The following is an 18,074-nucleotide window of genomic DNA, read 5'->3' as shown; positions in this document are numbered from 1 at the left end:
TATGCAATGATCGAAGCGCCGCAGCCCTTCGTCATCCGCCAGGAATGCGACAAGGTCGCGTTCCAGAATGGCTTCCGCCGCAAGCTGGGCGAATGCGGGGGCTGGGCGGGCTTCAGCTCGACCACGGTGCCCGGCACGATCCATCTCGCCGCGGCAGGCGCACAGGGCCCGTGGTTTCTCGCCCTCGATCATGCGGGCGTCGTTGAAGAGCTCGATATACCCGTCGTTGACATGCCGGGACCAGGTCTTGCCCGCTACGCCTGCGAGACGCTGGGACAAGTCTATGCGGTGTTGCCGCGCATCTACCAGCTTGCGGCGAGCCTTCCTGATGCACCGCTTCAGGAGTTCGAGACGAAGGTCAAGAACCTGCCGAAGACGACCGAGGCCGAACGTGTCATCGTCCAGCGAATTGGTCAGGACATCTTCCGCTCGGGCCTGATCGACTATTGGCAGGGCCAATGCCCGCTGACCGGCATCACCGATACGGCGCTGCTGCGCGCGTCGCACATCGTGCCGTGGAAGGATTGCACGAGCGACGCCGGGCGCTTGGACGTTCACAACGGCCTTCTGCTCTCGGCCTTATGGGATGCTGCCTTCGATCGAGGGCTGGTGACGTTCGATGACGAAGGCCAGCCGCAATTCTCACCTTCCTTGAGCGAGAGCGCTCGCGCCGAATTGCGCTGGCAGGATCCGATCCCGTTGACCGACAAACATCGGAAGCGCCTGATCTGGCACCGCACTAACCTCTTCGTCAGCCAAGGAGTAGCTTAGGACAACGGATCAGGCGCTCGCGAGCCACCCCTTGTCCTGCAAGGTCTGAATGGCGATGCCGATTTCCGACAACTCTTGGTCGGTGGCTGCAGGTGCTGCCAAATCGTCACTCGCCTTGCCGAGCTCGCCTGTCATGTGAATCCTCCCACAAAATTCGTAGAGCTTACCGATTGCCACAACTTACTTCACGGAAGATTTATCACGAGGTGCCGAATTCGCGAAACTTGCGCGTGAAGGGAGTGAACAGTGTGACTGAACGCATGTCTTCTTCTAGTCTTCGTCAAAATGTGGCTGAACGCAAAGGGCTGGTTTAAGCCTTCCTGGCAACCGAACTTGCCGGTCAGTCCCTATAGCCCGACAGTCGCAGTAATCAGGTGGTCTCATCATCTTTTCCAACGCCGTCAATTAATTCTGTAATTGCCGACGAGAGGATTTCGATCCTTATGCCCATTTCCCGAAACCTGGCTGCGTAAGCCCTCGCTTGATCGGGCGACAATCTCCTGGACTGTCCCTCGACCGCCACTGCCGCCGCGTCTTCGGCGGCGATCGTGACAAGATAGAACAATCGGCGGATAATCGCGCGGCAGGCTTCGGCGTCTTCGGACATGGTCCGACGAAGCCGCAGAGGATCGACGAAGTCCAGATCCAGCTTTTGCAGCGTATTCGCATATTCCATTCGACTTCACGGAGGAACGAAGCATTACTGTCATCACTGAATCGCGGCCGGTCAGATCGGCCGCTACCCCGACCGGCATGACCGGCGGGGCTTCGGGTGGTGGGAGCGGCGCGCTGCCGCTCCGAAGCAGGAGCACCATCCATGACCAAAACCCTACGCCTCAACGACCTTCAACTCATCCTTCTGTCGACCGCTTCACAGCGCGACGACGGCAGTTTGCTGCCGCCACCGGACAGCATCGGCGAACGTACACCCGCAGTTGACAAGGCTATCAAATCCCTTCTCCGGCGCGGCCTGGCGGCGAAAGCCGATGCTTCGGATATCAGCGATCTGTGGCCGGCAGACAAGAACCAGCTGATTGATGTGCAGATCACTGCCGCTGGCCGAGCCGCCATTGGCGCAGGTCAGGACGAAGGAGAAGCTCGGTCGCCCGAAGAACCCGGGGAGAAGTCGCGTCCCGAATCTGAACCTTCATCCCGCCCGGTCAGCAAGATTGGCACGGTGCTGTCACTCCTTCGGCGCGATGAGGGCGCCACGCTCGACGAGATGATCGCGGCCACTGGCTGGTTGCCCCACACCACCCGCGCCGCGCTGACCGGCCTCCGGAAGAAGGGCCATAGCATCGCGAAGGACAAACGCGGAGATACGACCTGCTACCGCATCGCGGCGGAGGTATGATCGTGGCCGGTGTCGATCAAGCGCTGCGGGACATCGCGGACATGTCCCGCAGCAAGCTACAGGCCCGGTGGGCAAAACTCACCGGTCGTCCGGTGCCTCGACTCAGCGTTGCCATGCTGCGGCTTGCTTTGGGCTACGAGATACAGGCCAGGGCAAAGGGTGGCCTGTCGCGCTCTGTCCGACTGCAGCTGGAAGGATCGGGTGATGCTCGCCCGCGTGCGATGCCGCTCGCGCCCGGCCTGCGGCTGGTCCGCGAATGGCAGGGCAAAGTGCATGTCGTCACGGTCGATGATACCGGCGCGATCCAGTGGAACGGGCAGCGCTGGAAAAGCCTCAGCGAGGTAGCCCGCGCCATCACCGGTACGCGCTGGTCGGGTCCTGCCTTCTTTGGCCTCAAACAGCGAAAGGCAGCGGCATGAAGAAAATCCGCTGCGCGATCTACACGCGAAAATCGAGCGAGGAGGGTCTTGAGCAGGACTTCAACTCACTCCATGCGCAGCGCGAGGCCTGCGCCGCCTATATCCTCAGCCAGGCGTCCGAAGGCTGGACGCTGCTACCCGATGAGTATGATGACGGCGGGCTGTCGGGTGGAACGCTGGAACGGCCAGCGCTGCAGCGGCTGATGAAGGACATCGAGGCCGGCAGGATCGACATCGTGATCGTCTACAAGGTCGACCGGCTGAGCCGCTCGCTGCTGGACTTCGCGAAGCTGGTCGAGGCCTTCGACAAGGCGAACGTATCCTTCGTCTCGGTGACCCAGTCGTTCAACACGACCAACAGCATGGGCCGGCTCACGCTCAACATGCTGCTCTCCTTCGCCCAGTTCGAACGCGAGGTCACCGCAGAACGCATCCGCGACAAGATCGCCGCATCCAAGGCGCGTGGCATGTGGATGGGTGGCAACCCGCCGCTTGGCTACAAGCCCGATGGCAGGACGCTGGCGATCGTCGAAGAGCATGCCGAAATCGTCCGACACCTCTTCGCGCGTTACCTCGATCTGGGGAATGTTCGCCTGGTTGCCTGCGAACTGACCCGCGAAGGTATCATTGCTCCTGAGCGCATTGCCACGACCGGGAGGGCGATAGGTGGCCGTCCGTTCACCCGGGGGCAGATCTATAAGCTCCTCTCCAATCCGATCTACATCGGCGAGATCCATCACAAGGGGCAGGTCCATGCCGGAAAACATGAGGCGATCATCGATCGTGCAACCTGGGACAGCGTCCAGCGGATGCTTGCCGCCAATCTGCAGGGTGAGAGGTCAGGCGGCACGGCACAGTCGCCCAGCCTGCTTGCGGGCCGCGTCTTCGATCAGCACGGCGAACCGCTGGTTGCTGTCCATGCCTGCAAGGGGAAGGTCCGCTATCGTTACTATGTGAGCCGGTCGCTCCAGCATGATCCAGACGCAAGGTCGACCGACGGCCTACGAATACCAGCGCTGGAGATCGAGGCAGCCGTCAGCCAGCTTCTGGCCGAGGCGCTCGATGATCCGCTGGCCCTGCTCGCGCAAGCAGGGATACCGCTCGAAAGCGATCGTCTGCGTATGATCCTCAAACAGGCCGAACAGCTTGCCACTTCCATCCGCGGCAAGCAGCGCGATACGATCCGCGATCTTGTAGCAAAGGTCGCCGTCCAAGCACGCGAGATATCGGTTGAGCTGTCAGTCACGACGCTATGCACAACTCTGGCTGTAGAGCATCCGGCAGATACACAGACCTCGATCCCGCTCACCTCGCCGGTTCGCCTGACCCACACCGGCCGAGCCATCCGGCTGGTTCAGCGTGATGGCCGACCGGTCTTACAGGACAGGCCCGATCCCGGCCTCGTCGAGTTGCTGCGCAAGGGGCGAGGGTGGTGGCAACAGCTTCAGAACGGCACGATCGACATCGCCACAATCGCCCGCGAGGAAAAGGTCAATGACTCCTGGGTATCGCGCCTCGTCCGGCTGAACTTTCTCGCGCCCTCGATCGTCAAGGCCATCCTCGCCGGGACCCAGCCTGCATCGGTCAGCGCGACATCATTACGCACCGCCAGTCTGCCGATCGACTGGGACGAGCAGATCGCCCTGTTCGGGATGTGACGGTATCCATCCATCACGATACCAACGGCGCTTCGGCGCCGCTTTGCGTTGCAGGACCAACGCGAGCACGCCATGCGGCACCCTCACTCCGTACTGCCAAATTGGGCGACAGAGAAAAAGCCGCCTGACCGCTCGAATCTTGCGCTCCATCTGCTCTCTGCAGACCGGGCCACCTCTCCAAATGGCGCGGAACCGCGCGCCTTTCGGCGGGAAAGAAAATCGCTCTGTATCAACGACTTATGTGTGGCGGAGGAAAAGAGATTCGAAACGCCAGACTGGAGTCGTGTAACCATCGGAAATCACGCGATAAATATAGTCCCGCATCGGTAAGTCCGGTCTGTGTGGCAGACCTCCTGCCAGGCAATAAGTCCGTACCGAGAGAATTCCTGCAGCCTGCAACAACCGCTACAAGATTGCCATCTCTGGTGGATCGGGGCCCTCCTGCGATCGCGCACATGATGTACCCATCGCTTCGGCCACTCCGTACTGCCGAAATGGGCGACGGAGAAAAAGCCGTCGGAGCGACCAATTGTTGCCCCTGATACGCTCTCTGCAGACCGGGCCATCTCCGCAAACGGCGCGGAACCGCGCCACTTTCCGAGGTTTTTTCTTTTTATATCAATAACTTAGTGGTGTGTGGCGGAGCGGGAGGGATTCGAACCCTCGATACGCTTTTGACGTATACTCACTTTCCAGGCGAGCGCCTTCGACCACTCGGCCACCGCTCCGCATGCGCTGGAAGGCGGCTCCCTATCGCGAGCCAGAGCAAGAGGCAAGGCGTCACCTTTACTTTAATTCACATCCTGCGATTTTCCCAAGGTCGGCCATATCCTTGCCTCCGTTCATACCCGTGGCCTTTTCACATTCCACCCTACCCATTCACGATGGTTCCGCCATTGGGATGCAGCACCTGACCCGACATATAGCTGGCATCGTCGCAGGCCAGGAAAAGGAAACTGGGCGCCACTTCATTGGGCTGGCCCGGACGGCCCATCGGCGTGGATTCGCCAAAATGCTCCAGCTTTTCCGGACTCGCGCCGCCGCAGGGGTTGAGCGGGGTCCAGATGGGGCCGGGCGCTACGGCGTTTGCCCGAATGCCATCCCCGATCAGGCTTTCGGACAGGGAACGGGTGAAAGCGGTAATAGCGCCCTTGGTGCTTGAATAATCCAGCAGCTCGCCCGAACCCTGATACATTGTAACGGACGTGCAATTGATGACTGCGGCCCCGCGCCTCAGATGCGGGCGCGCCGCCTGGGTGAGAAAGAACATGCTGAAGATATTCGTCTGGAACGTGCGGCGCAGCTGTTCCTCGCTAATGTCGGTTATGTCTTCGTCCGGATGCTGCTCGCCCGCATTGTTGACGAGAATGTCTATGCTTCCCAATTCCTTCATGACCTGATCGACTGCCCGGCCGCAAAAGGCTTTGCTTCCCAGATCCCCGGCGATCGCGATGGCGCGGGCGCCTTCGCTTTCGACGATCTCCACGGTCTTTTTCGCGTCGTCATGCTCGCACAGATAGAGGATGGCCACGTCTGCGCCTTCGCGCGCATAAAGCGCGGCGACCGCCCGGCCTATGCCGCTGTCGCCGCCGGTGACGATCGCCACCTTGCCGGCAAGACGGCCCGAGCCGGGATAGCGTGGCTCCCATTCGGGCTGCGGCTCCAGCCTGCTTTCATGGCCGGGAAGCGGGTCTTCATGAATCATGTCGGTCATCTCGGACATCGGGATTCTCCTTCGCTTTCCAACAAACGAATCTCGCTGGCCTGAGTTCAAACGGCGTCTCGACGCCCTACCTCACCCACGGCACGGCAGGCCTGATGATATCGTCCGCCGCGAAATGAACCTCGCGGCACGGTCGGCGTTTCTGGTCGGCATCAACCCTATGGGCATGAGGATCTGGGCCATGAATAAGTTCTTCACCAGGATCGCCGGACGCATCGCCTTCCTTGCGGGAAAGCCAGCGACGTTCATTCTGGCCGCCGCTCTTGTCCTGTTGTGGGCAGCGACCGGGCCGCTATTCGCCTTTTCGGAGGTATGGCAGCTGGTGATCAACACAGGCACGACCATCATAACCTTCCTCATGGTGTTCCTGGTCCAGAACACGCAGAACCGGGATGCCTGCGCGATGCAGGCCAAACTCGACGAACTGCTTCGGGCGATGGTGGATGCGCGCGTGGAGTTCATCGGCATCGAGCATCTGACCGATACCGAAATCGAAGCGATCCGGTCCCAGCTCGAAAAGGATCAAGAGGAAATGGCGGACCGGCCGCCGCCCCATGCGTCCGTCGGCCGGCTCCTTGCCCGCCGGTAGGAAAGGCCATGGAACCGCTTGTCGACCACCTGCCTGAAGATATTGACGTCCTGGCGCGTCGCCTGCTCGAAGAGGCGTGCAGGCGGCACCTGACACTGGCGACGGCCGAAAGTTGCACCGGCGGGCTGATCGGCGCCGTCCTCACCGATGTAGAAGGGACCAGCCATGCCTTCGAACGCGGCTTCATCGTTTATAGCGACGAAGCCAAGGCCAGCCTTCTGGGCATTCCCCGCAAGTCTATCGATGGAGGGCGCGGTAAGCCAGCCTATCGCGCTGGCGATGGCGAAATGCCCTCCGAAGGCATGTTCGCCCAATGCCGCAGACCCCAGTGCCGCAAGACCGATGTCGATCTTGTCGCATTACGGGACCAGTTGCTCGCGCGGAAAGAGGAACTGCTGGCGCAGGCAAAGGCCGGCGGCCTGCCCCTCGCAAAGCCCAATGCGGTGCATCTGATCGCGGCCTGAATGCGAAGGGGAGTCATGCGGGGGGCTCCCGCCTCGAATCGGCTGAAATTCATATTTCAGGAAGCCTCTGCGTGGCAAAGCCCCAACCTTTGAGGCTGTCCGCGCGGTCGATCAGTCTTTCCGCATCGCCGATGCCGAACGGATGGGCGTCTTTCATCTCCTCCATCTCGTCCCACCCGATCGGCACCGCCACGGGCGCACCGGCACGCGCACGCGCCGAATAGGGCAGGATCGCCGTGCTGCCCCGCTGGTTGCGGAGCCAGTCGATGAAGATCCGTCCCTTGCGTTTCGCCTTGCTCATGGTCGCGACGAAGCGTTCCGGCTCGGTCACGCTCAGGGCCTGGGCGAAGCGGCTGGCAAAATCCTTGTGGCTGTCCCAGTCATGGCCCGGCGTCAGCGGCACTACCACATGCACGCCCTTTCCGCCCGACAGCATCGCGAAGGAGACGAGGCCGATGTCGCTCAGCCGGTCGTGAATATCCCGCGCGGCGCGCTTCACCGCGCCAAAATCCAGTCCCTCATCGGGATCGAGATCGAAGATCATCCGGTCGGGCTTTTCCACGGCATCGGCCCGGCTCTCCCAGCCATGAAACTCGATCGTCCCCATCTGCACGCAGGCAAGCAAGCCGTCCGCATCCTCGACATAGATATAATCTTCTGACCCGCCGTCCTTCTCCTGAATGGCGACCTGCCGGACATGCTCGCCAAAAGCGCCGCTGTCATGCTTCTGGAAGAAGCATTTCTTGGCGCGCCCCTGCGGACAGCGGACGAGGCTGATCGGACGATTGGCCGCGAAAGGCAGCATCAGGGGTGCGATGCGGGAATAATAATCGGCCAGCTCCCCCTTGGTCTGTCCGCTTTCGGGAAAGATGACCCGGTCCCGGTTGCTGATCTTGACATCGCTTCGGGGGGCGGGAGCGGTTTGGCTCTTTTCCGGTTTCACATCCTTCGCCTTCTTGTCGGCGCGCAGGCCGAGGAAACTGCCATGGCGGACCCGACCGTCGCCCGTAAATTCGGAAAAAGCGATTTCCGCGACGAGTTTCGGCGCTATCCAGCGTGCGCCCCTTGCGTCCTCGCGCGGGACATCGGCCGGGGGCTCCTCCACTTCCAGCGATTCCATCGCCTCGGCCAGATGCGCCATGCCTTGAGCGTCGAAGCCGGTTCCGACCTTCCCCTTGTAGACCAGTTTGCGGCCCTCCTGCTGCGCCAGGAGGAGCGAGCGGAAACCCCGCCCTTTCGCGTTGCTCTTAGTCCAGCCGATGATGATGAATTCCTGGCGTCGCGTGCATTTCACCTTCACCCAGCTTCTGGTCCGCTCGCCGCGATAGGGCGCGTCGACGCGTTTCGAGATGATGCCTTCCTGTCCCGCCTCGCACATCGACCGGTAAAGTGTCTCACCCGCGCCGATGACATGATCGGCGACATGAATGGGTGGCTGTGCCTGATGGAGCAGCGCCTCCAGCCGTTCCTTGCGTTCGATGGTGGACAATGGCTTCAGATCCGCACCGTCCAATGACAACAGATCGAACGCGAAGAAGCTCAAGGGCGCATCCTCCCGTTCCGCTCCGTGGCCGCGCTTGAGCACCGCCTGCAATGCGGAGAAGCTGGGATTGCCATCCGGGCCGAAGGCGACGATCTCCCCGTCGATCAGCGCGGGCGGCAGGGCGAGCGCGGCCATCGCCCGCACCAGCGGCCCGAACTTTTCGGTCCAGTCCAGTCCGCTGCGGGTAAAGACCGTCACCTTTTCGCCCGCCACTGCGATCAGGGCGCGATAGCCATCGAACTTGATTTCATGCAGCCAGTCATTGCCGGCCGGCACGCTGTCCACAAGCGTGGCCAGTTGCGGCTTGACGAAACGAGGCAGGGTCGCGGCGCCTTTGCGCGCCTTTGGCTTCAGTTTCGCATTATGATCCCGCGCGGCCTGCATCTTCTGCGCGAAGGCCTTGCCCTTTGCGCCCGCAAGCGACTGCGCGCCCTTCTTGTCGGCGGCGATTTGCGCCATCGACCGGCCGGTCAGAACGCTGGTCAACGCCCGGTCGACCAGAACCGTTTGCGTGTCCGCCTGATCGTCGTCGATCTTGCGAAGCAGCCAGTTTTCGCGCTTCTCGCCGGATCGCCCCTTCATCTTCACCAGCAGCCATTCCCCCTTCATCCGCTCGCCATGCAGGATGAAATGGAGGTGGCCCTTGTCGATGTCGGCGGCGCTCTTGCCCTCGACCGGCTCCCATGTGCCTCGGTCCCATAGCATCACCGTGCCGCCGCCATATTCGCCCTTGGGAATGATCCCCTCGAAATCGCCATAGCTCAAGGGGTGGTCCTCCGTCCGTACCGCCAGCCGCCGGTCGGCGGGATCGAGGCTTGGCCCCTTGGTCACAGCCCAGCTTTTGAGCACGCCGTCCACTTCCAGCCGGAAATCCCAGTGGAGCCGCGTCGCTTCATGCTTCTGCACGACGAAGCTGTTGCCGCCCTTTTTCGCGAGCACACCCTTGGGCTCGCGCGTGCGGGCAAAATCGCGCTTGGCGTTATAGGGGGCCAGGGCGTCCCGGTCCGCCATCAATCGTTTCGCTTCCCAGGATCTATCCAGCGGTCCTCCACCACGCGCAGCAGAGTGAGCATGACGACCGCGACGATCGCCGCGCTCACGACCAGCGGCCATTGCCCGGCGCCGCTGGCGATGCCGATCATGCCTGCCAGCCAGATATGGGCAGCGGTGGTGAGATTCCTGATCTCGCCCTTGTTGAACATGATGAGGCCGGCCGCGATGATGCCGGTAAAGGCGGCGGACGCCTCGAACACGCGCAAGGGGTCGATATTGCCCTCGCCATGCAGCTGTTTATGCAGGGCTATGGCGCTGATGGTCATCAGCGCGCAGGTGAAGCAGATGATGCCATGCGTCCGCATCCCGGCCGCATGGCCCCGCAATTCCCGGTCAAGGCCCAGCAGCAATCCCAAAAACGCCGCCGTCCCCAACCGCCCGAGAATCGGCCAGTCAATGAAATGCAGCGGCGTCGCGGGGTTCAGTTCCATTCATGCCTTCTTGCGTTTCGGCGGAGCAGCCCGCTTCGTCGGAGTCTTCGCCTTGGTCGCAGGCTTGCTGGCTGGTGGACTGCGCTTGCCGCCGTCCACCGACTTTTTGAGCGCCGCCATCAGATCGATGACATTGCCGCCCCGATGGGTGGCGGGTTCCTCCACATCCTCGATGATGCGCTTGCCTTTTGCCTTTTTCTTCTTGTCGATCAGCCTGCGGAGCGCGTCGACATAGCGGTCGTGAAATTCTTCGGGTTTGAAGGGCGCGGTCTTCTTTTCGATGATCGTGGTGGCAAGGTCGAGCATGTCCGCATCGGCCTTCGCATCGGGGAGGCCGCGGAAATAGCTTTGCGCCTTCGTCACCTCATCGGCATAGCGCAGCAGTTCGAGCACCAGTCCGCGTCCGCAGGGTTTGAGCGACACGAGCTGCTCCCGGCCGCGCACGGACAATTGGCCCAGGCCGACCTTCTTCGTCTGCCGCAGGGCATCGCGCAGCACCGCATAGGCCTCCTCCGCCAGATCGTCGGCAGGCAGCACGAAATAGGGTTTTTCATAATAGAGGACGTCGATGGCGTCCGCCTCGACGAACTGCACCAGTTCGAGCGTCTTGCGGCTTTCGATCTTTACCGCTTCGATCTCTTCCTCTTCCAACAGGACATAATTGCCCTTCGAGACCTCATAGCCTTTCAATATCTCGTCGCGGTCCACAGGGCCGATGCCCGCCACGACCTTTTCATATCGGATGGGCTTGCCGGAAGGCTCGTGAATCTGGCGAAAGGACACAGCCGCGCCCGATCGGGTGGCCGGATAGATTTCAACGGGTATCGACACCAGCGCCAGCCTGATCTGGCCCTGCCAATATGCGCGCGCAGCCATAGGCAACCTCCGCTGCATCAGCGTGCGGCGGTGCAGGAAGTTCCCGTTCGATCGCATGAAGATTGGCTGGCGGTGATCGGGATGGGCAAACGCCGGGCGGCGTGCGGAAAGGACAGCCGCAATCCGATCGGCGCGCGCCGCTTTTCAGGGCCGCTCTTCGAACAATGTGTCCAGAAATGCCTGCCCCGTAGGCGAAATATCCTCATTATAGATCAACCAGAGCGAACTGGGGACAGGGGGATGGAAAGGGCGATTGACGACATTGTCCATGTGCAGCCTGACCATGGACTGAGCCATAATCGTCGGGCCGAAACCCGCGGCTACCAGACCCAATAATGTCGCGAGGCTGCGGGCCTCATGCGCGATCTGCGGCACAAAGCCCGCCTGTTCGCACCGCGCGAAGAAATACTCGGTAAAGCCGGTGCCGTTGGCCGCGCCGAAAAGAACCAGCGGTTCGTTGGCCAGGTCCTGGATGCGCGGCGGTTCGGGACGTACCGCCAGCCGATGATCCGCCCGCAACGCCAGCACCATGTCTTCCTGGAGCAGGCATTGCGTGACCAGCCCATCGGGCAGGATCGGCCTTTGATAGTCGCGCACCATGCCGATATCGAGCTGGCGATTGCGGACATTTTCGATCTGCTCGCCCCGTTCCTGTTCCTGGAGGATCAATTCGACATCGGGGTAGAACTGGCGGAACCGATACAACGCCCGCGCCACCGACGGCACGAAAGGCCCCGATACGGTGAAGCCCAGCACAAGCCGCCCAATCTCCGCGCGATGCGCCATGCGGGCGATCTGCACTGCCCGTTCCGCCTGCATCAGGGTCTGGCGCGCTTCCGGCTCGAACAGCCGGCCCACTTCGGTAAGGCGTACGCGGCGGCTGGTCCGGTCGAAGAGGCGTACGCCCAGTTCGTCTTCCAGCGCCCGAATCTGCTGGCTGAGGGGCGGCTGCGAAATGCCGAGCCTGAGCGCCGCGCGGCCAAAATGCATTTCTTCCGCCACACAGAGGAAATAGCGCAAATGCCTCAGCTCCATAATCAAGTCGTCCTGAATATCAATCAAGCCATATTATATATTAGACGCAGATAATACAAACCGCCATGGACGATGCGAATGTGGCGTCGTGACGGGAATGTCCTACCGCATGCCGAGCGCGGGCTTTGCCCCCTAAAACCGCGCGCGCTTCTGGGCTTCCCGAGCGATGTCACATTCAAGTATCCAACCTGTTGGCCCCGCCTTTTGGACGCCAGGCATCACCATGTTTCCGCCTCCAGCAGCTCTCGCCATGAAAGAAACAGATAGCGTCCCGGCCTTCGTCCGCGATGCTTCGGGGAGTCGTGAATGATCGGTATCGTCAAGATTGCGCTCAACAGGCCGCTGACCTTCATCGTCATGGCGATCCTGATCGCGGTCATCGGCGTCCTGACGGCGATACGGACGCCGGTCGACATCTTCCCGAACATCCGTATTCCGGTGATCGCAGTGGCGTGGCAATATGCCGGATTGCCGCCGGAAGACATGGCGAACCGCATCACCGATCCCTATGAACGGGTGCTGACGACGACCGTCAACGATATCGAGCATATCGAAAGCCAGTCCTTTCAGGGCGTCGGCATCGTCAAAATCTATTTCCAGCCGGGCGCGGACATCCGCACGGCCACGGCGCAGGTGACATCCATATCGCAAACCGTCCTGCGTCAGATGCCGCCGGGCATCGCCCCGCCCCTCATCCTGAACTACAACGCATCGACCGTCCCGATCCTGCAACTCGCGCTGTCGGGCAAGGGCATGTCCGAACAGCAGCTTTTCGACATGGGGCAGAACCAGATTCGCCCGCAGTTAGTGACCATTCCCGGTCTTGCCATGCCTTATCCTTCCGGCGGGCGGCAGCGTCAGGTCCAGATCGACCTCAATCCGCTGGCGCTGCAATCCAAGGGGCTGTCGGCGCAGGATGTGGGCAACGCGATCGCGGCGCAGAACCAGATCAACCCGGCCGGTTTCGTCAAGATCGGCGACACGCAATATAGCGTGCGGCTGAACAATGCGCCCGCTTCCATCGAAGCGCTCAACGACCTGCCCGTGAAGGTGGTGAACGGCGCGACCATCACCATGCGCGACGTGGCCCATGTCCGGGACGGCAGTGGTCCGCAGCAGAATATCGTGCATGTCGAAGGCAGCCGGTCCGTGCTGCTGACGATATTGAAGAATGGCGCGACGTCCACCCTGTCCATCGTCGCCGGCGTCAAGGATGCCCTGCCCAACATCGCCGCCACCCTGCCTGACACGCTCAAGATCCTGCCCTTGGGCGATCAGTCGCTGTTCGTGAAGGCGGCGGTGCAAGGCGTCATCCATGAAGGCGTGATCGCCGCCGCGCTGACGTCGCTGATGATCCTCCTGTTCCTTGGCTCCTGGCGTTCGACGGTCATCATCGCCCTGTCTATTCCCCTGGCGATCCTGGCGGCTGTCGCGGCTTTGGCGGCATTCGGACAGACGCTGAACGTCATGACGCTGGGCGGGCTGGCGCTGGCGGTCGGCATCCTGGTCGATGACGCGACCGTGACGATCGAGAATATCAACTGGCATCTGGAGCAGGGCAAGGGCGTGCTGGACGCCATTCTCGACGGCGCGGCGCAGATCGTGACGCCCGCCTTCGTGTCGCTGCTGTGCATCTGCATCGTGTTCGTGCCGATGTTCCTGCTGCCGGGCGTCGCGGGTCTCCTGTTCGTGCCGATGGCCCTGTCGGTCGTCTTTGCGATGGTCGCTTCGTTCATCCTGTCGCGCACATTGGTGCCTACAATGGCGATGTATCTGCTGAAGCCGCATCATGCGGGCGAAGGCCATCTGGCGGGCAGGCCGGACTCCCGCAATCCGCTGGTCCGTTTCCAGCGCGGCTTCGAAGCGCGTTTCGAGAGGGTGAGGACCGGCTATACCGGCCTGCTCCATCGGGCGCTGGCTGCGCGCAAGCCGTTTCTGCTGGGCTTCCTTGCGGTCGTGATCCTGTCCTTCGGCCTGTTGCCGATATTGGGCAGCAATTTCTTCCCGGCCGTCGATTCCGGCCAGATCGCCATGCACGTCCGCGTGCCGGTGGGATCGCGCATCGAGGATACGGCCGTCCGCTTCGAACATATCAGCCGCGAGGTGCGTAAGATTATCCCGGCGGCCGAACTGGCATCCCTCACCGATAATATCGGCCTGCCCGTCAGTTCGATCAACACCGTCTACAACAATAGCGGCACCATCGGCCCGCAGGACGGCGACATGCTGATCGCCCTGAAGGAAGGGCATCGTCCAACCAGCCAGATCGTCTCCATCCTGCGGCGCGAGCTGCCCCGCCGCTTTCCCGGAACGAGCTTTGCCTTTCTGCCCGCCGACATCACCAGCCAGATCCTGAACTTCGGCGCGCCCGCGCCGATCGACATCCAGATCGCGGGCAAGAACGGGCAAGCGAACCGCGCCTATGCCCAGAAACTGCTGGCGAAGATTTCGACCATTCCCGGCCTGGCCGACGCGCGCATCCAGCAGCCCGCCCGCGCGCCGCAGATCAACGTCGACGTCGACCGTTCCCGCGCCAGCCAATATGGTTTGAACGAACGGGATGTCACCACCAGCCTCGCCGCGCAGCTTGCCGGCACGTCGCAAACCGCGCCCGTCTTTTTCGTGAACCCGGAAAATGGCGTGCAGTATCCGGTCGTGGCGCAGGCGCCCGAATATCTGGTGCAGTCGATGAGCGACCTGTCCAACGTGCCGGTATCCAGCGCGGCGGGCGCGGGCGTGACGCAGCCGCTGGGCGGCGTCGCCACCATAACGCGGTCGAACACCGTGCCGGTCGTATCCCATTATAATATCGCGCCGGTGCTCGACATTTACGCCAATACCCAGAACCGTGACCTGGGCGCGGTCGCGGGCGACATCCAGCGCGCGATCCGGTCGCTGGAAAAGGAATTGCCCAAGGGCGCTACCGTCACCATCCGCGGGCAATACGCCACCATGAACACGGCCTTTTCCGGCCTCGGCTTCGGCCTTCTGGGCGCAATCGTGCTGATCTATCTGCTCATCGTCGTGAATTTCCAGAGCTGGGTCGATCCCTTCGTCATCATCACCGCGCTGCCTGCGGCATTGGCCGGCATCGTGTGGATGCTGTTCGTCACCGGCACCACATTGTCGGTTCCCGCATTGACGGGGGCCATCATGTGCATGGGCGTTGCGACCGCCAATTCGATCCTGGTCGTCAGTTTCGCGCGGGAAAGGCTCGCCGAACTGGGCGATGCGACGAAAGCCGCAATCGAGGCGGGCACGGTTCGTTTCCGTCCGGTGCTGATGACCGCGCTGGCCATGATTATCGGCATGGCGCCCATGGCGCTGGGGCTGGGCGATGGCGGCGAACAGAACGCCCCGCTTGGCCGTGCCGTCATCGGCGGCCTGTTCTGCGCCACTATCGCCACCCTTTTCTTCGTCCCAACCGTCTTTGCGCTGGTCCATCGCAGGCATGGACAAGAAGCCACTCTTCCGGAAATGCAGCCAAGCCATGTCTGATCCCCATAGCCCTTCAATCGAAAATGACATTCCCCCCGCGGGGCCTGACAACCGCACGCTGAAGCGTGTGGGCATCGGTGCGGCCGTGGTGGCGATCATCATCGTCGCGCTGGGCGTGGCGTCACGGATCAACGCGACGAACGAACTGAAACAGGTGGCGGCCGATACCGCCATCCCCACCGTCGCGGTCATCGCGCCTACCGCCAATGGCGATGCCGGCGCGCTGGTCCTGCCGGGCAGTCTGCAAGCCTATAACAGCGCCGCCATCTATGCCCGCACCAATGGCTATGTGCGCCGCTGGCTGGCCGACATCGGCGATCATGTGCGCGCGGGGCAATCGCTGGCCATTCTCGATGCGCCGGAAGTCGATCAGCAACTGGCGCAGGCACAGGCCGATTATCAGACCGCGCTCGCCAATCAGCGGCTTGCCGCGATCACGGCCAGGCGATGGAGTTCGATGCTGGCGCAGGACGCCGTGTCGCGACAGGAGGCGGATGAAAAGGCCGGCGATCTGGCGGCCCGCACCGCGCTCGCCAATGCCGCGCTCGCCAATGTGAAGCGTCTTCAGGCGCTTCAGGGCTTCACCCGTCTGTCCGCGCCGTTCGACGGCATCGTCACCAGCCGATCGGCCCAGATCGGCGCGTTGGTCGTGTCCGGCAATGCCGCTGCCCAGCCCCTTTTCACCGTCTCCGACATCCATCGGATGCGTGTCTATGTGCGCGTGCCTCAGGCCTATTCGGCGTCGCTGCGTTCCGGCATGGCCGCAACTCTCGCGCTGCCCGAATTTCCCGGCCGGACCTTTACCGCCGCACTGACCCGCAGTGCCGACGCGGTCGATACGCAGTCGGGCGCCGTGCTGGTGGAGTTGCAGGCGGACAATGCCGATGGCGCGCTCAAGCCCGGCGCTTTCACGCAAGTCAGTTTCAAGGTCGTCCCCGGTCACGGCAACGGCCTGACCCTGCCGGGGAGCGCCATACTCTATGGCGGTAACGGACCTTCCGTCGCTGTGGTGGGCAAGGACGGGCGCGTCACCGTGAAGCCCGTGACCATCGCGCGCGACGAAGGCAATGTCGTCCAGCTTTCGGGGGGCATCAGCCCTGCCGACCGCGTCATCGACAATCCTCCCGATGCGATCCACAATGGCGATCGCGTCCATGTGCAGAAGCCCGCCGGTGGAAAGGGGGATCGCGCATGATCGCCCGCCGCCGGATCGCGGCGGGTGCGCTGGCGCTGCTGACGGGCTGTTCGATGGCGCCGGCCTACCAACCCCCGAATATAGGTGTCCCCCAGAATTTCAGCGAAGCCGAGGGCTGGACCGCCGCCCAGCCGATGGACGGCCTGCCGCGCGGCAATTGGTGGGAAGTCTTCAACGATCTCATACTCAACGATCTGGAAGCGCGCAGCGCCGCGGCCAGTCCCACCCTGGCGGCCGCCCTCGCGCGATACGATCAGGCACGGGCCGCCGCGCGGGCGGAGACAGCGGACCTGTTTCCCGAAATCGCCGCGGGCGCCGACGCCAGCCGCCAGCGTCTGTCCGGCAATCGTGTCGGCGGAAACGGCAACGCATCGACCTACGATGATTTCACGGTCGGCGGTTCGCTGGACTATGAACTGGATCTCTGGGGTCGTATCCGCAACAGCGTGAGGGCGGCGCGCGCCGACGCGCAGGCGAGCGGAGAGGATCTGGCCTCCGCGCGCCTCAGCCTGCAAGCCGCCGTCGCGGATGCCTATGCGCGGTTGCGGGGTCTGGATGCGGAGGCGGAATTGCTGCGCGCGACGGTCGATGCCTATGACAAGGCTCATGCGCTGACGGTCCGGCGACATGACGGCGGCATCGCTTCGGGCATCGACGTCAATCGCGCCCGGACCGTGCTGGACAATGCCCGCGCGCAGATTTCCGCCGTCGCCAATGAACGCGCCGCTACCGAGCATGAAATCGCCGCGCTGGTGGGCGCTGTCGCATCGGATTTTCGCATTGAGCGGCAAACGCAATCCCTTGCCGCGCCCCTCATGCCCACGGGCGCGCCGTCGCAACTGCTTCAGCGGCGCCCCGACATCGCCGCTGCCGAGCGGCGCATGTTTGCGGCCAATGCGCGCATCGGGGTCGCCAAGGCAGCCTTTTTCCCCACGGTCACGCTGGGCCTTGCCGGTGGATATGAAACCACCCATGGCGATCTGTTCAAGACGCCCAACAGCTTCTGGGGCCTCGGTCCCGCATCGGCGATCCTGTCGCTGTTCGACGGCGGACGCCGCAAGGCGCAGCTTCGCATCTCCCGCGCCGAATATGAAGAACTGGCCGCCGGTTATCGCGACACGGTGCTGACGGCATTCCGCCAGGTGGAGGATGCGATCGCCGCCAACCGCTATCTGGCCGATCAGGCGATCAGTCAGGAAAGCGCGGCCAATGCCGCCGAACGGACCAGCGAACTGGCGCTCACCCGCTATCGCGACGGCGCATCGGATTATCTGGAGGTGGTGACGGCACAGACGGACGCTCTTTCCGCGCAACGCGCCCTGCTTCTGGTCCAGACGCAAAGGATGCGCGCCGCCATTTCATTGGTGAAGTCGCTGGGCGGTCCTGTCTGAAGGGATCGCCGCACCGGCCCCTGTCCACCCGGCGACGGATATGCAAAGCGGCCCTCCATTGCGTGAAGGGCCGC

The 18,074-nt window shown here is 62.6% G+C and carries 16 protein-coding genes and 1 tRNA gene; 9 read left to right on the top strand and 8 right to left on the bottom strand.

Annotated features, from left to right (window positions below; all coding sequences use genetic code 11):
* The first annotated feature begins 6 nt into the window (after positions 1-6).
* Positions 7-771 (top strand): HNH endonuclease, encoded by a 765-nt coding sequence (locus ATN00_RS05110; RefSeq protein WP_062068415.1) that lies wholly within the window; start codon positions 7-9, stop codon positions 769-771.
* Positions 772-780: 9 nt separating this feature from the next.
* On the opposite strand, the gene ATN00_RS24185 is transcribed toward ATN00_RS05110, so the two are convergent.
* Both ATN00_RS24185 and ATN00_RS05105 read right to left on the bottom strand, forming a co-directional pair.
* Positions 781-906, bottom strand: a complete 126-nt coding sequence (locus ATN00_RS24185) for a hypothetical protein (protein WP_257720656.1) — start codon at positions 904-906, stop codon at positions 781-783.
* 235 nt (positions 907-1,141) lie between these two features.
* Entirely contained in the window at positions 1,142-1,447 is a 306-nt protein-coding gene (locus tag ATN00_RS05105; RefSeq protein ID WP_062062894.1) for a hypothetical protein, read from the bottom strand.
* A 141-nt stretch (positions 1,448-1,588) separates the two neighbouring features.
* On the opposite strand from ATN00_RS05105, the gene ATN00_RS05100 reads away from it, so the two are divergent.
* Genes ATN00_RS05100 through ATN00_RS05090 form a run of 3 tightly spaced genes read left to right on the top strand, consistent with a single transcriptional unit; the run spans position 1,589 to position 4,202 of the window.
* Positions 1,589-2,125 (top strand): DUF3489 domain-containing protein, encoded by a 537-nt coding sequence (locus ATN00_RS05100; RefSeq protein WP_062062891.1) that lies wholly within the window; start codon positions 1,589-1,591, stop codon positions 2,123-2,125.
* The gene (locus ATN00_RS05095; RefSeq protein ID WP_082635098.1) at positions 2,122-2,544 is read left to right on the top strand and encodes a DUF2924 domain-containing protein; all 423 of its coding nucleotides are present in this window, start codon (positions 2,122-2,124) and stop codon (positions 2,542-2,544) included. The genes ATN00_RS05100 and ATN00_RS05095 overlap by 4 nt, the downstream gene beginning before the upstream one ends.
* The gene (locus tag ATN00_RS05090) at positions 2,541-4,202 is read left to right on the top strand and encodes a recombinase family protein (protein ID WP_062062889.1); all 1,662 of its coding nucleotides are present in this window, start codon (positions 2,541-2,543) and stop codon (positions 4,200-4,202) included. The genes ATN00_RS05095 and ATN00_RS05090 overlap by 4 nt, the downstream gene beginning before the upstream one ends.
* Positions 4,203-4,839: 637 nt before the next feature.
* Here ATN00_RS05090 and ATN00_RS05085 read toward each other — a convergent pair.
* Both ATN00_RS05085 and ATN00_RS05080 read right to left on the bottom strand, forming a co-directional pair.
* A tRNA-Ser gene (locus ATN00_RS05085) sits at positions 4,840-4,930 on the bottom strand.
* A gap of 143 nt (positions 4,931-5,073) precedes the next feature.
* Positions 5,074-5,925: an SDR family oxidoreductase gene (locus ATN00_RS05080; RefSeq protein WP_062062887.1), complete on the bottom strand. Its 852-nt coding sequence runs from the start codon at positions 5,923-5,925 to the stop codon at positions 5,074-5,076.
* Positions 5,926-6,106: 181 nt separating this feature from the next.
* Here ATN00_RS05080 and ATN00_RS05075 point away from each other — a divergent pair, with 181 nt between their 5' ends.
* A complete protein-coding gene (locus ATN00_RS05075; RefSeq protein WP_062068411.1) occupies positions 6,107-6,514 on the top strand; it encodes a low affinity iron permease family protein in 408 nt (135 codons plus the stop codon).
* An 8-nt stretch (positions 6,515-6,522) separates the two neighbouring features.
* The gene (locus ATN00_RS05070) at positions 6,523-6,978 is read left to right on the top strand and encodes a CinA family protein (RefSeq protein WP_062062885.1); all 456 of its coding nucleotides are present in this window, start codon (positions 6,523-6,525) and stop codon (positions 6,976-6,978) included.
* 49 nt (positions 6,979-7,027) lie between these two features.
* Here ATN00_RS05070 and ligD read toward each other — a convergent pair whose 3' ends face one another.
* The 4 genes from ligD to ATN00_RS05050 all read right to left on the bottom strand — a co-directional run bounded on the left by ligD (position 7,028) and on the right by ATN00_RS05050 (position 11,916).
* Positions 7,028-9,532, bottom strand: coding sequence for a DNA ligase D (gene ligD / locus ATN00_RS05065; protein ID WP_062062882.1), 2,505 nt, complete (start codon positions 9,530-9,532; stop codon positions 7,028-7,030).
* Complete coding sequence (locus ATN00_RS05060; RefSeq protein ID WP_062062880.1) at positions 9,532-10,005, bottom strand: MgtC/SapB family protein; 474 nt, start codon at positions 10,003-10,005, stop codon at positions 9,532-9,534. The genes ligD and ATN00_RS05060 overlap by 1 nt, the downstream gene beginning before the upstream one ends.
* Positions 10,006-10,881, bottom strand: coding sequence for a non-homologous end joining protein Ku (ku, locus tag ATN00_RS05055; protein WP_062062878.1), 876 nt, complete (start codon positions 10,879-10,881; stop codon positions 10,006-10,008).
* Between the two features lie 144 nt (positions 10,882-11,025).
* Positions 11,026-11,916, bottom strand: coding sequence for a LysR substrate-binding domain-containing protein (locus ATN00_RS05050; protein WP_062062875.1), 891 nt, complete (start codon positions 11,914-11,916; stop codon positions 11,026-11,028).
* A 306-nt stretch (positions 11,917-12,222) separates the two neighbouring features.
* On the opposite strand from ATN00_RS05050, the gene ATN00_RS05045 reads away from it, so the two are divergent.
* Genes ATN00_RS05045 through ATN00_RS05035 form a run of 3 tightly spaced genes read left to right on the top strand, consistent with a single transcriptional unit; the run spans position 12,223 to position 18,000 of the window.
* A complete protein-coding gene (locus tag ATN00_RS05045; RefSeq protein ID WP_062062873.1) occupies positions 12,223-15,414 on the top strand; it encodes an efflux RND transporter permease subunit in 3,192 nt (1,063 codons plus the stop codon).
* Positions 15,407-16,609, top strand: coding sequence for an efflux RND transporter periplasmic adaptor subunit (locus ATN00_RS05040; protein ID WP_062062870.1), 1,203 nt, complete (start codon positions 15,407-15,409; stop codon positions 16,607-16,609). Before ATN00_RS05045 ends, ATN00_RS05040 begins: the two co-directional genes overlap by 8 nt.
* Complete coding sequence (locus ATN00_RS05035) at positions 16,606-18,000, top strand: efflux transporter outer membrane subunit (protein WP_062062867.1); 1,395 nt, start codon at positions 16,606-16,608, stop codon at positions 17,998-18,000. The genes ATN00_RS05040 and ATN00_RS05035 overlap by 4 nt, the downstream gene beginning before the upstream one ends.
* Positions 18,001-18,074 lie beyond the last annotated feature (74 nt).

Source organism: Sphingobium baderi (assembly GCF_001456115.1).
GTDB lineage: Bacteria > Pseudomonadota > Alphaproteobacteria > Sphingomonadales > Sphingomonadaceae > Sphingobium > Sphingobium baderi_A.
This window is presented reverse-complemented; position numbering and strand designations above follow the sequence as displayed.

What these genes read in the sequence shown, in the direction of transcription:
- ATN00_RS05110 (WP_062068415.1), top strand. Translation starts at nt 7, where the DNA reads ATGATCGAAGCGCCGCAGCCCTTCGTCATCCGCCAGGAATGCGACAAG.
- ATN00_RS24185 (WP_257720656.1), bottom strand. Translation starts at nt 906, where the DNA reads ATGACAGGCGAGCTCGGCAAGGCGAGTGACGATTTGGCAGCACCTGCA.
- ATN00_RS05105 (WP_062062894.1), bottom strand. Translation starts at nt 1,447, where the DNA reads ATGGAATATGCGAATACGCTGCAAAAGCTGGATCTGGACTTCGTCGAT.
- ATN00_RS05100 (WP_062062891.1), top strand. Translation starts at nt 1,589, where the DNA reads ATGACCAAAACCCTACGCCTCAACGACCTTCAACTCATCCTTCTGTCG.
- ATN00_RS05095 (WP_082635098.1), top strand. Translation starts at nt 2,122, where the DNA reads ATGATCGTGGCCGGTGTCGATCAAGCGCTGCGGGACATCGCGGACATG.
- ATN00_RS05090 (WP_062062889.1), top strand. Translation starts at nt 2,541, where the DNA reads ATGAAGAAAATCCGCTGCGCGATCTACACGCGAAAATCGAGCGAGGAG.
- ATN00_RS05080 (WP_062062887.1), bottom strand. Translation starts at nt 5,925, where the DNA reads ATGTCCGAGATGACCGACATGATTCATGAAGACCCGCTTCCCGGCCAT.
- ATN00_RS05075 (WP_062068411.1), top strand. Translation starts at nt 6,107, where the DNA reads ATGAATAAGTTCTTCACCAGGATCGCCGGACGCATCGCCTTCCTTGCG.
- ATN00_RS05070 (WP_062062885.1), top strand. Translation starts at nt 6,523, where the DNA reads ATGGAACCGCTTGTCGACCACCTGCCTGAAGATATTGACGTCCTGGCG.
- ligD (WP_062062882.1), bottom strand. Translation starts at nt 9,532, where the DNA reads ATGGCGGACCGGGACGCCCTGGCCCCCTATAACGCCAAGCGCGATTTT.
- ATN00_RS05060 (WP_062062880.1), bottom strand. Translation starts at nt 10,005, where the DNA reads ATGGAACTGAACCCCGCGACGCCGCTGCATTTCATTGACTGGCCGATT.
- ku (WP_062062878.1), bottom strand. Translation starts at nt 10,881, where the DNA reads ATGGCTGCGCGCGCATATTGGCAGGGCCAGATCAGGCTGGCGCTGGTG.
- ATN00_RS05050 (WP_062062875.1), bottom strand. Translation starts at nt 11,916, where the DNA reads ATGGAGCTGAGGCATTTGCGCTATTTCCTCTGTGTGGCGGAAGAAATG.
- ATN00_RS05045 (WP_062062873.1), top strand. Translation starts at nt 12,223, where the DNA reads ATGATCGGTATCGTCAAGATTGCGCTCAACAGGCCGCTGACCTTCATC.
- ATN00_RS05040 (WP_062062870.1), top strand. Translation starts at nt 15,407, where the DNA reads ATGTCTGATCCCCATAGCCCTTCAATCGAAAATGACATTCCCCCCGCG.
- ATN00_RS05035 (WP_062062867.1), top strand. Translation starts at nt 16,606, where the DNA reads ATGATCGCCCGCCGCCGGATCGCGGCGGGTGCGCTGGCGCTGCTGACG.